This is a genomic window from Nocardioides sp. Bht2 (assembly GCF_047308515.1).
Taxonomy (GTDB): Bacteria; Actinomycetota; Actinomycetes; order Propionibacteriales; family Nocardioidaceae; genus Nocardioides.
In genome coordinates this window covers 80,331-95,118 of the sequence record NZ_JBLBWI010000006.1, presented here as the reverse complement: position 1 = coordinate 95,118, position 14,788 = coordinate 80,331, and the positions used below count along the sequence as shown (strand labels likewise).

15 protein-coding genes, 1 tRNA gene and 1 pseudogene are annotated in these 14,788 nt (G+C 66.8%); 13 read left to right on the top strand and 4 right to left on the bottom strand.

Going from position 1 to position 14,788, the window contains the following annotated elements:
• Positions 1 to 179 precede the first annotated feature (179 nt).
• A complete protein-coding gene (locus ACLM5J_RS10430; protein ID WP_413656343.1) occupies positions 180 to 1,361 on the bottom strand; it encodes an acyltransferase family protein in 1,182 nt (393 codons plus the stop codon).
• Between the two features lie 84 nt (positions 1,362 to 1,445).
• Here ACLM5J_RS10430 and ACLM5J_RS10425 point away from each other — a divergent pair, with 84 nt between their 5' ends.
• The 6 genes from ACLM5J_RS10425 to ACLM5J_RS10400 all read left to right on the top strand — a co-directional run bounded on the left by ACLM5J_RS10425 (position 1,446) and on the right by ACLM5J_RS10400 (position 7,519).
• Positions 1,446 to 2,690: a deoxyguanosinetriphosphate triphosphohydrolase gene (locus ACLM5J_RS10425; protein WP_413656342.1), complete on the top strand. Its 1,245-nt coding sequence runs from the start codon at positions 1,446 to 1,448 to the stop codon at positions 2,688 to 2,690.
• 9 nt (positions 2,691 to 2,699) lie between these two features.
• On the top strand, positions 2,700 to 4,619 hold the full coding sequence (dnaG, locus tag ACLM5J_RS10420) for a DNA primase (RefSeq protein WP_413656341.1): 1,920 nt from the start codon (positions 2,700 to 2,702) through the stop codon (positions 4,617 to 4,619).
• Entirely contained in the window at positions 4,616 to 5,140 is a 525-nt protein-coding gene (locus tag ACLM5J_RS10415) for a hypothetical protein (RefSeq protein ID WP_413656340.1), read from the top strand. Before dnaG ends, ACLM5J_RS10415 begins: the two co-directional genes overlap by 4 nt.
• Positions 5,141 to 5,208: 68 nt before the next feature.
• Positions 5,209 to 5,281 (top strand) — tRNA-Asn (locus ACLM5J_RS10410).
• 173 nt (positions 5,282 to 5,454) lie between these two features.
• Positions 5,455 to 5,775, top strand: coding sequence for a nucleotide pyrophosphohydrolase (locus ACLM5J_RS10405; RefSeq protein ID WP_413656339.1), 321 nt, complete (start codon positions 5,455 to 5,457; stop codon positions 5,773 to 5,775).
• Positions 5,762 to 7,519, top strand: coding sequence for a DNA/RNA helicase domain-containing protein (locus ACLM5J_RS10400; protein ID WP_413656338.1), 1,758 nt, complete (start codon positions 5,762 to 5,764; stop codon positions 7,517 to 7,519). The genes ACLM5J_RS10405 and ACLM5J_RS10400 overlap by 14 nt, the downstream gene beginning before the upstream one ends.
• A gap of 72 nt (positions 7,520 to 7,591) precedes the next feature.
• Here the strand turns inward: ACLM5J_RS10400 and ACLM5J_RS10395 are convergent, their stop codons facing one another.
• Positions 7,592 to 8,320 carry an alpha/beta fold hydrolase gene (locus ACLM5J_RS10395; RefSeq protein ID WP_413656337.1) on the bottom strand — a complete coding sequence of 243 codons (729 nt, stop codon included), beginning with the start codon at positions 8,318 to 8,320 and terminating at the stop codon, positions 7,592 to 7,594.
• A 73-nt stretch (positions 8,321 to 8,393) separates the two neighbouring features.
• Here ACLM5J_RS10395 and ACLM5J_RS10390 point away from each other — a divergent pair.
• From ACLM5J_RS10390 to ACLM5J_RS10370, 5 genes and pseudogenes are all read left to right on the top strand, one after another.
• A pseudogene (locus ACLM5J_RS10390) lies at positions 8,394 to 8,567 on the top strand (helix-turn-helix transcriptional regulator); the annotation flags it as partial.
• A gap of 365 nt (positions 8,568 to 8,932) precedes the next feature.
• Positions 8,933 to 9,088, top strand: coding sequence for a hypothetical protein (locus tag ACLM5J_RS10385; protein ID WP_413656439.1), 156 nt, complete (start codon positions 8,933 to 8,935; stop codon positions 9,086 to 9,088).
• 83 nt (positions 9,089 to 9,171) lie between these two features.
• The gene (locus tag ACLM5J_RS10380) at positions 9,172 to 9,693 is read left to right on the top strand and encodes a helix-turn-helix transcriptional regulator (protein ID WP_413656336.1); all 522 of its coding nucleotides are present in this window, start codon (positions 9,172 to 9,174) and stop codon (positions 9,691 to 9,693) included.
• Positions 9,693 to 10,337 carry a nucleotidyl transferase AbiEii/AbiGii toxin family protein gene (locus ACLM5J_RS10375; protein WP_413656335.1) on the top strand — a complete coding sequence of 215 codons (645 nt, stop codon included), beginning with the start codon at positions 9,693 to 9,695 and terminating at the stop codon, positions 10,335 to 10,337. Before ACLM5J_RS10380 ends, ACLM5J_RS10375 begins: the two co-directional genes overlap by 1 nt.
• Before the next feature lie 108 nt (positions 10,338 to 10,445).
• Positions 10,446 to 11,204 carry a class I SAM-dependent methyltransferase gene (locus ACLM5J_RS10370; protein WP_413656334.1) on the top strand — a complete coding sequence of 253 codons (759 nt, stop codon included), beginning with the start codon at positions 10,446 to 10,448 and terminating at the stop codon, positions 11,202 to 11,204.
• A 1-nt stretch (position 11,205) separates the two neighbouring features.
• Here the strand turns inward: ACLM5J_RS10370 and ACLM5J_RS10365 are convergent, their stop codons facing one another.
• The gene (locus ACLM5J_RS10365) at positions 11,206 to 12,207 is read right to left on the bottom strand and encodes a hypothetical protein (protein ID WP_413656333.1); all 1,002 of its coding nucleotides are present in this window, start codon (positions 12,205 to 12,207) and stop codon (positions 11,206 to 11,208) included.
• Positions 12,204 to 12,695 (bottom strand): sigma-70 family RNA polymerase sigma factor, encoded by a 492-nt coding sequence (locus ACLM5J_RS10360; RefSeq protein WP_413656332.1) that lies wholly within the window; start codon positions 12,693 to 12,695, stop codon positions 12,204 to 12,206. Before ACLM5J_RS10360 ends, ACLM5J_RS10365 begins: the two co-directional genes overlap by 4 nt.
• Before the next feature lie 159 nt (positions 12,696 to 12,854).
• On the opposite strand from ACLM5J_RS10360, the gene ACLM5J_RS10355 reads away from it, so the two are divergent.
• Positions 12,855 to 13,385 (top strand): hypothetical protein, encoded by a 531-nt coding sequence (locus ACLM5J_RS10355; protein WP_413656331.1) that lies wholly within the window; start codon positions 12,855 to 12,857, stop codon positions 13,383 to 13,385.
• Positions 13,385 to 14,563 (top strand): hypothetical protein, encoded by a 1,179-nt coding sequence (locus ACLM5J_RS10350; protein WP_413656330.1) that lies wholly within the window; start codon positions 13,385 to 13,387, stop codon positions 14,561 to 14,563. The genes ACLM5J_RS10355 and ACLM5J_RS10350 overlap by 1 nt, the downstream gene beginning before the upstream one ends.
• The last annotated feature ends 225 nt before the right edge of the window (positions 14,564 to 14,788 follow it).

Genomic DNA, 14,788 nt, shown 5'->3' with positions numbered 1-14,788 from the left:
GTGACCTGGCGATCACGCCCCAGATCGTCCGGGAGTACCTCGCAGGTGCGACGAGACCGGCTTCCGCCAACGGACTAGGGATGTCGGGCGCGCAGGCGCTTGCCCACGGGGCTGTTGCGATCGTGACGGAGAATGTTCGGCACCTCGCCCGCTTCGAGTCGCTGATCCGGATCGAGCCGCTAGGCCGGCTCGCGGACCCGAGCTGACTCCGGCATGCGCTGGCGGGGGAGTAGCGGCCGGGTGAGGACGCGGCGGGTGGGCTCCTCCCACCAGCGGTAGATCGCCATCGAGGCGAGTACCAGGACGGGGACGGCGGCGAGCTCCACCCAGATCCGTAGGTCGCGGTCGACGTGGAAGAGCGCGGTATGGGTAGTCAGGTCCCGCAGTAGTTTCAGGACCGGGCCGTGCAGGAGGTAGAGCGCGAAGGACGCGCCTCCGCCGAGCACGATCCACCGTTGCGACAGCGCATCGATGAGGGGGCCGCGCCCGACGGTCAAGCAGTAGACGAACGGCAGCCAGGCGACGACCAGGAAGCCGGCCCACCAACCGGGGAGGACTGTTTCGGTGAGCGCGATCCAGACGGCGACGGCGAGCAGGATCGCCGGCGCGGCCCGTCCGGCCGCGCGGCGATGGGCCGCGCTCACCGATACGGCGCGCAGGACCGCTGCGGTGAACATGCCCGCCACGAAGAGCGACAGGACCCGCGGCGCCCAGCCCCAGGCATAGGCGAACCGGTGGTTGAGTACCAGGCCGAGGAAGAGTGGCGTCAGGCTCAGCACGGCGGCCGTGACCAGGCCAGGGGTGTTCAATCGGCGGGTGAGGCCGAGCGCGACGACAGCGAGCAGGGGGAACAGCACGTAGGCGAGCCACTCTGCCGAGAGCGACCAGGCCGGCCCCGCCCAACTGCTGTCCTTGCCGGTGGGCTGGTCCCACATCTGTACCAGGAAGAGCTGCTGGACCAGTGAGTTCCAGGTCAGTTCGTCGACAGAGGCTGAGTTCCAGCGCCAGTGCCGGAACCAGATCGCGAAGCCGGCGAAGAGGGTGATCGCCAGGTAGGTGGGCCAGATCCGGGCGACGCGGAGCCAGAGGTAACGCGCGATGGTGCGGAGGCTGGGGTGATCGCCGATCCGTTCGAGGTAGTTGAGGGCGAGCACGAAGCCAGACAGCACGAAGAAGAGGTCGAGGGCGCGATGTGCCTGCCCGAGGACCGGATCGAGGAGTCGGACCAGGTCCGGATGGTGCTTCTCCAGCCAGCCTTGGTTGGCGCGCTTGATGTGGTACGCGACGACCCAGAGCGCGGCGAAGAACCGGACGCCGGTGAGCGCGTCGTAGCGCAGGGGGCGGATCGCAACGGAAGCCATATAAAGCATAGTAAATTACTCTGGTTTGCTCTGCTTGAATGTCCCACCCTCTGAATGTCGGGCCCGGTGAGTAGGGTCGTGGCGATGAACGAGGAGCTCTACGGTCCGCGCGACCGTGAACGGTTGGTCCCCGAGCCGCCCAAGCGGGTCGATGCGCCCACCCGCGCACCTTTCGAGCGTGACCGAGCCCGCGTCGTCCACGCGGCGGCATCGCGCCGGCTGGCCGCCAAGACGCAGGTGGTCGGCCCGCAGAGCGACGACTTCGTCCGCAATCGCCTGACGCACAGTCTGGAGGTCGCCCAGATCGCCCGCGATCTCGCCCGAGCGCTGGGCTGTCATCCGGATATCACCGAGACGGCGGCATTGGCTCATGACCTCGGCCACCCACCGTTCGGGCACAACGGTGAGGATGTGCTCGACGAGCTCGCACAGAGCTGCGGCGGATTCGAGGGCAATGCGCAGACGCTCCGGATCCTGACCCGGCTCGAGGCGAAGACCTTCCGCCCTGACGGCGACTCCGTCGGACTCAACCTGACCCGGGCCACCCTGGATGCCTGCACCAAGTACCCGTGGCCGCGACCCGCAACGGGCGGCAAGTTCGGTGTCTACGCCGACGACCAGCCGGTCTTCGAATGGTTGCGGGACGGCGCGCCCGCCCGCCGTCTCTGCGTGGAAGCCCAGGTGATGGACCTTGCCGACGACGTCGCCTACTCGGTGCACGACGTCGAAGATGCCGTTGTAGCGGGCAGCATCGACCTGACCTGGCTCGATGACGCCGAGCGGCGCCGTCCGGTCTGGGAGACCGTCCGCTCCTGGTACCTCCCGCACGCGGCCGACGACGAATTCGACGACGCGCTGCGTGGGATGCAGGCTCAGGAGAGCTGGCCGAGCACCAGTTATGACGGGACCAGGCGTTCCCTGGCTGCGTTGAAGAACCTCACCAGTGACCTCATCGGGCGCTTCTGTGGCAGCGTGCAGACGGCGATGGTCACTGAGTTCGGCGCGCAGCCCTTCGTCCGTTTCGACGCCGATCTGATGGTTCCGCGGCAGACCTTGGTCGAGATCGCGGTGCTCAAGGGGGTGGCGGCGCACTGGGTGATGAAGTCGGATCAGCGCCGCGAGATCATGGGCCGCCAGCGCGAACTCCTCGCCGCGCTGGTCGAGGCGATCGCTGATCGGCCGGAGCGGCTGGATCGCCAGTTCGCCGGGGACTACGCCCGAGCCGGCGATGACGCCGCGCGGCTGCGCGTGGTGATCGATCAGGTGGCCTCGCTCACCGATGCCTCGGCCATGCGATGGCACGAGCGCCTGATCAACCCTGGCACGTAGACTCGCCGCGTGGCCGGGCGGATCAGGGATGACGACATTGCGGAGGTCCGCAACAAGACCCGGATCGACGACGTCATCGGTGACTATGTCGCGTTGCGAAACGCTGGTGGCGGCTCGCTGAAGGGCCTCTGCCCCTTCCATGATGAGAAGTCGCCCTCGTTCAACGTGACGCCGGCCCGCCAGTTCTTCCACTGCTTCGGCTGTGGCGAAGGCGGGGACGTCTTCAGCTTCCTGATGAAGATCGACGGGATCGGGTTCACCGAGGCCGTCGAGCGCCTCGCCGAGAAGTACGGCGTCCAGTTGCGCCGTGAGGACGGCCCCGACGAGCCGCGCCGCCCGAAGGGGCCGCAGCGAAGCCGGTTGATCGAGGCGAACCGGCTGACCGAGGAGTTCTTCATCGATGCGCTCGGCTCGCCCGAGGCGTTGACCGCGCGCCAGTTCCTGGCCGAGCGCGGCTTCGACCGGGACGCCGCCGCCCGGTTCGGGGTGGGCTTCTCGCCGCGCAACGGTGACGCCGTCACCGCTCACCTGCGCCAGAAGGGGTTCAGTGACGCGGAACTCGTCGCGAGTGGTGTCGTCGGGCAGGGCAACCGGGGACTCTACGACCGGTTCCGCGGTCGGCTGATGTGGCCGATCCGCGAGTCGTCGGGCCAGACGATCGGCTTCGGCGCGCGCCGCCTCTTCGACGACGACCGGGTCGAGGCCAAGTACCTCAACACGTCGGAGACCTCGATCTACAAGAAGTCGCAGGTCCTCTACGGACTGGACCTGGCACGCACCTCGATCCGGGCCACCGGACAGGCGGTGATCGTCGAGGGGTACACCGACGTGATGGCCTGCCACCTGGCCGGCGTCGGGACGGCGGTAGCCACCTGCGGTACGGCGTTCGGCGACGACCACGCGCGGTTGCTGCGTAGGTTCGTCGAGGGGCAGGCCGACGTCCGGAGCGAGGTCATCTTCACCTTCGACGGCGACGCAGCCGGTCAGAAGGCGGCGCTCAAGGCGTTCGCCGGCGACCAGAACTTCGCCTCCCAGACCTATGTCGCCGTCGAGCCCTCGGGAATGGACCCGTGTGAGCTGCGGCTGGCCAAGGGCGACGAGGCGGTGGTCGAGCTGGTGGCCGGCCGGACGCCGCTGTACCGGTTCGTGTTGAACAACGTCCTGGGCCGCTTCGACCTCGACCGGGCCGACAGCCGGGTCGACGCGCTCCGCGAAGCGGCACAGTTGGTGAGTAGCGTGCGCGACAAGTCGAAGGTCGAGGGCTTCACGCGTGAGCTGGCGTTGAGCGTCGGCGTCGACGTGGAGCAGGCTCGGGCCGAGGTCCGCCGGGCGATCGCCAACCCCAAGGCACAGCGTCGCAGCGAGCCTGCGCCGTTGCGAGCCCCGGCGGCCAGCCAGGAGTCGACGATGACGGAGCCTCAGGCGCCGGCTCCGCCGCCCCGGCTGCCGATGCCAGACCCGCGGGACAAGCGGATCGCCGTCGAACGGGAGACCCTGAAGCTGGTCGTCCACCACCCGGAAGTGGTCGGACACTCGATGCGTTCGGTGGCGCCCGAGGACTTCATGCACCCGGTCTATCGCCTGCTGTGGCAGACGATCGTCGCCGCCGGGGGACCGGCTGCCGCGCAGCCTGGGTGGGTCGCGCAGTTGCGCGACAACCTCGCCGACCCGACCGCGATCTCGGTACTGACGGCGCTGAGTGTGGAACCGATCCTGTCGGTCAAGGAGGTGGACCTCGCCTATGTCCAGATCCATGTGCACCGACTGTTGGAGTTGACGGTGACCCGTCGGATAGCCGATCTGACCTCGCGACTGCACCGGACGAACCCGGTCGATCAGGCCGATGAGTTTACCCGGATCAACGTGGAACTCCTGGAGTTGGAGAAGCGGCGCCGAGTGTTGCGCCAACAGGTGCTGGGTGGTGCATGACCGTGGCGATGCGTTGGCCCTCTGCCCTTCCTGACGCCGTCCGTGCGGTATCGGTCGACGCCGGCGAGAAGGTGCTGGCCGGTGCGGTCGCTGCTGATGGCGCCGTGCTGGCGGGGACGGCGTTGGCGCTCTACCTCGTGGACCCGGTCGGTGAGACCCGCCGGGTCGGCTGGGAGCAGATGCAGCGAGCCGACTGGAACCCCGACGACGGCATGCTGTCGCTCAGTGAGGTCGGCGCCTTCGGAGGTAGCCGACCGGTCTACCGGTTCGCTTTCGAGTTCGAGGCACGGTTCCTCGCCTTCCTGCGTGAGCGGATCACCAGCACGCTGCTGCTACAGCGCCATGTTCCGGTGCAGGGTGCCAAGGGCCTCTTCGTGATCGCGCGCCGGGCGCCGGGTGGTGACCGCGCGGTGACGTGGCTCTATGAGTTCGAGGAGGGCGTCGACGTCGCGGACCCCGAGGTCCTGCGTGCCGCCGAGGCGGCGTTGGCCCGGGCCCGCGACGAGGTCGGCGACCTCTGATCCCGTTGCTGGACCCTCGATTTCACCTCGGTCCCCGTTCTTGCTAATCTTCACTCGCTGCCTAGCGATCCCCTGTAGCTCAATTGGCAGAGCTTCCGACTGTTAATCGGACGGTTGTTGGTTCGAGTCCAACCGGGGGAGCTGTGAAAAACGGCCTGTGACCTGCGGAAACGCAGATCACAGGCCGTTTTGTTTGTCCGTTGCATCGTCTCTGCATCGTTCAGACCGGTTTCGGCCCCTGCGCGACCTCGCCGGTCACTCCGGTTCCCAGGAGTCGGCGCCACAGACAACGGCCCGAAAGTACGATGCGGATCGTGAACACCGACGACGTCACCGCTCAGTTGAGCGCCTTCATGGCTGAGCGGGAGTGGGAGCAGTTCCACACGCCCCACACGCTGGCCAAGAGCATCGCCATCGAGGCAGGCGAACTGATGGAGCTCTTCCAGTGGACCGACGACGCCCCGGCGGCCGAGGTGACGGGGGAGCTGGCCGACGTGCTGACCTACTGCCTGTTGTTGGCTGCCAAGCTTGAGGTCGACCCGCTGCAGATCGTGCTCGACAAGCTGCAGGTGACGGGCGAGAAGTACCCGGTGGAGTTGGCGCGCGGGCGGAGCGTGCGGCATGACCAGCTCTGAGACCCCCGACCCGTTCCGCATCGAGAAGGTGCCGTTCACGTCGTCGACGGTTGCTGTCCTCAAGCGCGGCGTCGATCCCAAGCACGTGGATTGGCCCGTCGTCTACACCCTGGCTGATGCGCGGGAGATCTACGTCGGGGAATCGCTCAATGTCGGGAACCGGCTCGGGCAGCACCTCGAGACCGCTGGCCGTCGTCACTTGGGCACTGCGCGGATCGTGATCGGTGAGGACTTCAACAAGTCGGTCTGCCTCGATCTGGAATCGATGCTCATCAAGTGGTTCGCGGGTGACGGGCGATTCACTCCGCTGAACAGGAACGCCGGCGTCGTCGACGCGGACTACTACGACCGCGCGCGCTACCGGGAGACCTTCGAGGAGATCTTCGAGCAGCTCCGCGCTGAGGGGCTCTTCAGTAAGTCGATCGCCGAGATCCAGAACAGTGACCTGTTCAAGCTGTCGCCCTTCAAGGCGCTCAACGCCGACCAATCGGCCATCGTGGAGGCGATCCTCGACCAGATCTTCGATGACATCGAGGCCAACCGACCCGCCCGGATGGTGATTCAAGGCGAGCCGGGCACCGGGAAGACCGTGGTGGCGATCTACCTGCTCAAGGTGCTGGCCGACATCCGGGCCTCGGACAACACGTTGGCACACGAAGAGAACTCCCCGTTGGCCGAGTTCTTCGTGCCTGGCCATGCTGAACTCCTCACCGACTTTCGGGTGGGTTTGGTGATCCCGCAGCAGTCCCTGCGCGCGTCGGTGCGCCAGGTGTTTCGCAAGACCCCCGGACTCGATCCCAAAGTGGTGCTCAGTCCCTTCGAGGCAGTGACCTATGCCAAGCGGCACGGCCCCTTCGACTTGCTCGTCGTCGACGAGGCGCATCGACTCAACCAGCGGGCTCCGCAGGCTGCCGGCCCTCTCAACGGCATGTTCCGCGACAACAACGTGCACTTGTTCGGGCATGACGACCCCGAATACACCCAGTTCGACTGGATCAACGAGATCAGCACTCACCAGCTCTACCTGGTGGACGGGGGACAGGCAGTGCGTCCGGCCGACGTCGCACCCGAAACGCTCAACGTCGTCCTAGAGGGGGCTCGCGTCGATCAGCGCCTGTACCGCCTGAGTTCGCAGATGCGAGTCGCCGCGGGCCAGGACTACGTGGGCTACGTCCGGCAGGTGCTCGCGGGCGTGCCGATCGACCCGCAGCAGTTCGAGGGCTACGACCTTCGGTTCTTCGACGACCTCGGGGCCATGCACGACGCCATCCGCGAACGAGACGCCGACCACGGGCTCGCACGCTTGCTTGCCGGCTATTGCTGGCCCTGGGCCAGCAAGAACGACAAGTCCGCCATCGACATCGAGCTGGACGGACGGCGCCTTCAGTGGAACCAGACCGCCGTTGACTGGGTGCACTCGCCCGGTTCGCTCGAGCAGGTGGGATCCATCCACACCATTCAGGGCTACGACCTGAACGTGGCCGGCGTGGTGATCGGTCCGGACCTGTACTTCGACGCAGCCACCGGACGGGTCGCCTTCGATCGTGATGCCTACAAGGACCCGCGTGGCATGACGAGCAATCGCCAGCGAGGCATCACCTACACCGATGACGACATCGCAGTCTTCGTACGCAACATCTACGCGGTACTGCTCACCCGTGGCATGCTCGGTACCTACGTCTACGTGTGCGACCCCGGACTGCGGGAGCACTTACGGCAGTACTTCGTAAACGCGTCGTCGTGAGCGAGGGCGGCCCGCGATCTGCGAGATGCAGACCACGGGCCGTTTTGTTTGTCGCTATTGGCGATAGTGCCGTCAGGTCTGCAATGCCGCCGACTGAATGACCTTGGCGAGGTCGAGGGGTCGGCTCCACATGGGCCAGTGGCCGGTGGGGAGGTCGACGATATCGACATCGGTGAGAGGCGAGACCGCAGCAAACATCGGGTGACCTGTCCGGGCCAGCTCCACCACCTGCTCGCCGGAGATGGAGCAGCACACCAGGGTCGTCGGGATGTGGTGGCGGGCAGGGTTCGCGAGCTCCACGGGCTGGCGAAGCACGGTGGCAGGCTCCGGGACAGCCTTCGCCCGGAAACGCTCGAGTGCCTTGACGCTCAGGCCGTCGAGGCTCGCCTGCTGCCCGAGGGCATCGAACGACGGCAGAGGGAGCTCGTCGAGCCCTTCGGGGAAGTCCGGGGCGAACACGCTGCCGTGGGCCACGGGGCCGGAATCGATCCACACGACGCGGGCGACCAACTCGGGGTGCCGGTCGAGGATGAGGCTGACGGGGGCGTTGGCTCCACTGTGAGCGACCAGAACTACGGGCCTGTCGCCGTGCTGCGCGACGACGCTGCGGATCGCTGCTACTTGGTCGTCGAGGGTCTTCGCCGTGCGCCGGGGGTCGGTGTCGTCGAGGCCGGGCAGTGTCATTGCGACTGCATCGAGGTGGTCGGCGTCGAGGTGGTCGAGGACGTCGTCCCATGCCCATGCGCCCAGCCAGTGGCCGGCGATGAGAACAAGGGTCGGGCTGCTCGTAGGAGTGGTCATACGGCAACAGTCCCAGCCGCATTGGACAAGAGTGTGTCACTATTTATGTCATGAATTTCCTGGGGCCTGACCAGTGAGGCGATCCGAACGGCTTCATGCCCTGACCGAGATGTTGCGCCGGAGCGGTACGCGCGGAGTTTCGGCTGAACGGTTGGCACGGGAGTTCGGAGTTTCGGTACGGACGGTGAAACGCGACCTCGATGCGCTGGAGAACAGCGGCGCGCCGATCTGGTCTCGTCCGGGCCCGGGTGGCGGTTACGGGCTGGTCGAAGGCGGGGCGCTTCCGCCCGTCACGCTCTCCCCGACGCAGGCCGTGGCGCTCATGGCTGCGGTGTCGGCCGCGCCTGACGCTCCCTATGCGGATCTGGCTGCCGCCGGTATCCGGAAGATCATGGACGTTCTCGATCCCAGGACCCGAGCGCAAGCGGACGAGTTGGCCCACCGCATCTGGGTCAGGACGCCTCCGTCCTCCTCGCGTGCGGTCAGGTCAGCACTTGAGGAGGCGATGGCCGAGCAGCGGGTGATCCGCATCCGCTACACCGCGGGCGACGGCACCACGACCATCCGTGACGTGGAACCGGTCCTGTTCGCCTCCAGAACGGCCGTTGGTACCTGGTCGGCTGGTGTCGCCTGCGCGACGCGATGCGATGGTTCACCGTTACGCGCATCGAGCGAGCCAGCGTCACCAAGCTGGCCTGTAGTGGCCACACCGTCGATGAGGTCGGCGAACCCCCGGAGAACGCCAAGCCCGTGCGCGGGGCAGATTGAGTAGCCGACCTGCCTGACCTATCCAGTCGGTACGGCTAGCAAGGATCGTTGGCGACAGGTATCCAATCGGATACTCTCTAGGAATGACCGAGACAACTCTGATCGAGCAAGCCCGGGAGGCGGCCGGCCTTTCCCAGCGTGCTCTGGCAGATCGCGCAGGTACATCTCGGACCACACTCTCGGCCTACGAGCACGGGCGGAAGTCGCCCACTCTCGACACCGCAATCCGCATCGTGGCCGCAGCCGGATTCGAGCTGTCCCTCGGGCCCCGTATCGAGTTCCAGCAGGTTACTGAGGATCGAGGACGCCCGATCCACGTGCCGAATTTCCTTCCTTCCCTCCCCTTGGATCGCGCCTTCGCCACCGTGGAGCTTCCGCTGCATCTGAACTGGTCCGACCGCGGCCGTCGCTACCAGCTGCGCGATCGCCGCCAGCGATCCCGTGTCTATGAGCTGGTTCTTCGCGAAGGTGGTCCCCACGATGTGCTCACCTACATCGATGGCGCGTTGCTACTGGATCTGTGGGACGAACTAGTGCTTCCCGCCAAAGTTCGAGCGGCGTGGTCTGACGTTGTCACGGGCAATCGTGGTCAGAGCGACTCGTAGTGGAGCGCCCAGTAGCCCTCACCCCGTTGCAGGTAGAAGTGGCTCAAATCTTCTTCGGGCTCCGCGCCTCTAAGGGTTTCCTGGTCGCTGGGGGAGCAGCCCTTCTCGCCTCAGAACTGATCGTCCGACCGACCGAGGATCTGGATCTCTTCGCCTCTTCGCCGATTGCCTCGGTGGTGGAGGCGAAGCTGGCCCTCACCGGAGCACTGGAAGACCGCGCCTACCAGGTCGTCGTCGTTCAGGATTCTCCCACCTTCTGCCGGATCGTCGTGCGGGGCGCTGAGCAGGAGATCCTCGTCGATCTGGGCGTCGACTCGCCCCCGCTCGGGTCCCCGACGATGACCGTCCTGGGCCCGACGCTCGCGCCTCTCGAGCTCGCAAGCCGGAAGTTGCTTGCGCTCTTCGGCAGGGCTGAGGCGCGGGACTTCGCCGATGTCGCCCTCCTGGTTCGTCGTTTCGGCAAAGAGGAGCTGTTGAAGGGGGCAGCGTCGTTGGACGGCGGTTTCGACTCGTCGGTACTAGCTCAAATGATGCGGACGCTCGACCGTTTCACCGACGACGAGATCCCGCTCGATGGTGCCGGCGTCAGACAAGCCAGGGAGTTCTTCTCGGACTGGGCGGACAGCCTGCAGCACAGAGCTTGAATCGTCACGGTCCAACCGTCCTCCAGAGCCCTGACGCCGAGAAGAGCCGCTCGGTCTTTCTGCATTTCGGGGGTACGCGTACTGCGGCAGCAGGCGGATGCTGGTGGGGTGACGTTCGAGGTCCCGCGCGGTGTGTATGACCGGTTCATGGGGCGCTACACCCTGGAGTTGGCGCCGCAACTGGTCGATGCTGCCGCGATCGCCCGAGGAATGCGGGTCCTTGACGTCGGATGCGGGCCAGGGGGACTGACCGAGGTGTTGGCCGCCCAGGTCGGGGACCAGCGGCTGGTCGCCGCGATCGACCCCAGCGCGCCGTTCGTGCTCGCGTGTCGGGCCGTGGTGCCGGACGCCGATGTTCGTCAGGGAGTGGCCGAAGACCTCCCCTGGCCCGCAGACCTCTTCGACGCCGCCCTCTCCTCCCTGGTGGTCGGCTTCATGCGTGACCCGGAGCGGGGGATGGCGGAGATGGCGCGAGTGACGGCGAGCGGTGGCACCGTGACGGCCTGCTTCTGGGACGTGCCGCGACACGGGATGCTCGCCCTTGCTGAACGGGCGATCAGCACGGTCCGACCCGACCTCGAACCGCACCCACCTATGGTCGGTATGGCACGGGACGACATCCCGAACCTGATGACGGCGGCCGGGCTCACCGTCGAGGCGTCGGGCGAGCTCGAAGTGCGCGTCGACTACGCCGACTTCGGCGATTTCTGGGAGCCGGTCAGCCGCGCTCCCGGCCCGATCGGGGAGGCGCTCGCGCAGCTCAGCGAGCAGGAACAGGTGGAGGTGGAGCGGGTCGCCAGGGCCGCGTTGCCGGTCGGCCCGTTCGAACTGCCGGCCTACGCCTGGTACGCCGTCGGAAGGGTCTGAGTCAGCGGATCCTGCCCGGCAGGTCGACCGGCCGTTCCTCGGGCACCACGGTGACCCGCATACCGGCGGCTTCTTCGAGCTGGGCGGCGAGGTTCGCGTCGGCGGCGCGCTTCGGCACCACGCCCACCTTGAGCCCGGTCCCATCTCCACACCCACTGGCCGAGGAGAGCAGCCGAGTAGCGTGGTTCGCCTTCGCCCAGGCGAAGACCGCACGCGCGGCACGCAGGGTGTCCGCGTCGGAGTAGGTGACCTCGCGGAGCTCGACCCGAACCCGATCCGCGCGAACACCTTGCAGGGCGACGACCTCCGGCGGCGCGGGCCGCTTCCAGTTCAGAACAAGGGCGCCCGCCTCCTGCCACAGGACCAACCCTGCTGACCCGGTCAGCCCCCTGATCCGGGCCCGGACGTCAGAGATCGCGTCCTGGAGGGACCACTGGATCGCCTGGCGCACCTGCTCCTTGGCGGAGCCACCCTCTTCGCCTCGTGGAATCCATTCGTAGACCACCCCGACGCCGAGTTGCTTCAAGCGCTGGGCCACCGTCGGTTCGGCGAAGTAGTCCTGATCGCCGGTCTCGTCGGCGACCAACGCCACCACCCCGAGCGGAGTCGGCTCGGCGTGCACCACCAGCACCGAGCTCAATGTGTGCAGGGTGAAGATCAGTTCTTTCTGCTCGGCCAGGTCGTCGATCGGCGGGGGAGTACCCAGTGCGTCCAGGGGATCGGGGCAGGCCGACGCCGGCAAGGTGGCCGGCGTTGCAGCGGGGGAGTTCGGGGCAGCGAGATCGACGTCGCGGCGCGGCTCCTGCTGCTGGTTCAACGCCACTGCGACGCCGCAGATCCCCAACGCAGCAACGGTTCCGGCCGCCAACGTCGCCGTACGCCGCCGGCGCCGCCGGGTCACCGCACCTCGGAGTCGGGGAATCGCCGCGGGCAGCGGCTCGGCCTGGGTGGCATGCGCACGGAGTCGGGCCGTGGTCTCTTCCAACCAGCGATCGTCGGTCATGGCCGTGCCTCCTGGTGTTCTGGGGTGTCAGCGAGGGCGATCCGCATCCGGTCCAACCCGCGGGAGAGGTGCGAACGTGCGGTCGGCACCGAGCAGCCCATCAGCTCAGCGATCGTGGCGTGGTCGAGATCCTCGACAGTGCGCAGCACTACGGCTGCGCGTTGTTTCGGGGTCAAGGTGGCGAGCGCCTGCTGCAGTGAGTCGTCGAGTTCGCCACTGAGCTGGACGGGGGCGTCGGCGTCCGGAACCGCAGGCCCGAGCAGTTCGCGCCGCAGCCGCCGGATCCGGTCGATGTTGAGCCGCACCAGCACGGTCCGGGCGTAGCCGCCTGGATTCTGGCTCGCCAACCGAGACCACCGGACGCCGACTCGCACCAGCGCCTCCTGGGTCAGGTCCCACGCGTCATGGGAGTTCGCGGTCAGCGCGCGGGCCAACGCGAGCAGCCGCGGTAGCTCGCTCGCGGCGAACTCCTCAAACCCGTTCTCCATAAGGCCTCTCTTGCCGTCGTCACCCTGTCAACGGCCAACGGTGCGAAAACGTTGAGATCAGTCTGCCGGGAAGCTGAGGGTTTTGGGGCGGCCTCTGCTGGGCAGGAATGACTGCGAGACGAGCGTCATCGGGGCGTTCGACGGCACGCGAGGTGGGCGATGGGTTTCGAGACCGATATCGAGCGGATGTACCGCGCGGGGAAGACCGACATCCCCAACGCCGCCGACCGGCTCTCCGGCATCAGCGTCACGTTCTACGACGCGCTGCAGACCCTCGATCAGCAGGCCGCGCTGGCCGGCGATCCGCGGTTCCTGCGGACGATGTTGCGGGTGGGCGGCGATCTCTACGACGTGTTGCGGGGCGGCGTCGACTCGCTCAACAACTGCGCCGTCGCGGTGGTGAAGACCGCCGACGACTACGTGAAGGTCGACGACGACGCCCGCGCCGACTTCGCTGCGATGGACGACGGACTGCGCGACAAGCAACAGCCCGGCGCCTCCGATGTGCCCCCGGAGATCAAGAACCCCGAGTCACCCGGTTCCACCAACGAGTACCCGAACGGCAGCACCGTGACGACGCCCTCCACGCCTGACCCCGACTCGCTGGCCGACGACGCCGAGCAGCGGGAGACCAACGAGTACAACAGCGAGTGGGGCCACAACATCGAGAAGCACCGGGGTGACTACTGATGGCTTTCAGCCGAGAGAACTTCCACCGCCTGCTCAAGGACATCGAGGAGCGGCTCGGGTATCTGCGCGGCAACGAGAACGCCTGGAAGTACCTGCGCGAGGTGCAGCTCTACCCGATCGAGAATCCGACCGAGGGCGGCATGCTGATGGTGTTGCGTACCGAACCGGACTACAAGTTCCCCTGCCCGGACCCGCGGTTCGCCGTCGAGCCGTACCCGTGGTGGTGCGACATGTACATCCTGCCCGGGGTGAAGTTCGACCAGTACGAGTACATGAAGATGGTGCAGAGGCACACCGACATGGCGTTCGAGGACGGCGTCGCCTGGGCCCGAGGGATCGCCGACTACGCCCGCAGCATCTGCGATCAGTTCCTCGCTCCCGATGTGCCCACGATGGTCGATGCGATCCTCAGCCTGCAGCGCAACGTCGCCACCCCGCTGGTCGACGCACCCAACGACGACTGGGCGAACCTGGGCAACCTCAACGCACGTTGGACCGGTGACGCCGCCGCCAGCTTCAACGAGTTCTACCTGAACTACAACGAGTCCCTGGCTCGCTCCGGGCTCTACACGGACATGATCAACATCGGCTTCGCCTCGGCTGCCAAGGTGATCAGCGGTACCCAGTTCGGCGCGCAGTTCTTCCTCGAGGATCTCCGCGACGCGCTCGATGCCCAGCTCGACCAGTGGGTCAACTGGGGTCGGCAGCCCGACGACCCGCCGAAGACGCCGGTCTGGGTCGGCGACGTCGGCAAGATCGCCGAGGCTACTCTCAAGCTCGCCTCCCACATCCCGGTCGTGGGCGAGGTGACCGACAAGATCGACAAGGCCAAGGAGATCGGCACCGACGTCAAGGGACTGGTCACCGCGATCGAGGACGTCTCGGGCAAGGAACTGCTGCCCAAGAAGCGCGAACACACGCCGGTCCAGTACGCCGAGTCGATCTACACCGACCTGACCACCACGTTGACCAACGACTACCTGAAGGCCTACGACACAGCGTTGAACAGCCTGCAGTCCGGCTCGACCCCGGGCAGCGTCCCCGATCCGGGCAACCTCGACGAGGCGGCGTTCAGCGGGAACGGCGTCCTGGACCTGATGCGTGCGGACAAGAAGAACAACGACTGGGACCTGCCAGAAGTGCGACCCGAGAGTCTGCGCGGCAACGCCCAGTACTGATCTGAGCGACCGATCGTTGGTCGAGCTTGTCGAGACCGGGGACCCCGTTGGTCGAGCTTGTCGAGACCGGGGGGTCTCGACAAGCTCGATCATCGGAATGGTCTGTCGAGACCGGGGAGGTTGATCTCGACAGGCTCGATCACCGGGGTGGTTCGTCGAGACCGGGGACCCCGTTGGTCGAGCTTGTCGAGACCGGGGAGGTTGATCTCGACAGGCTCGATCACC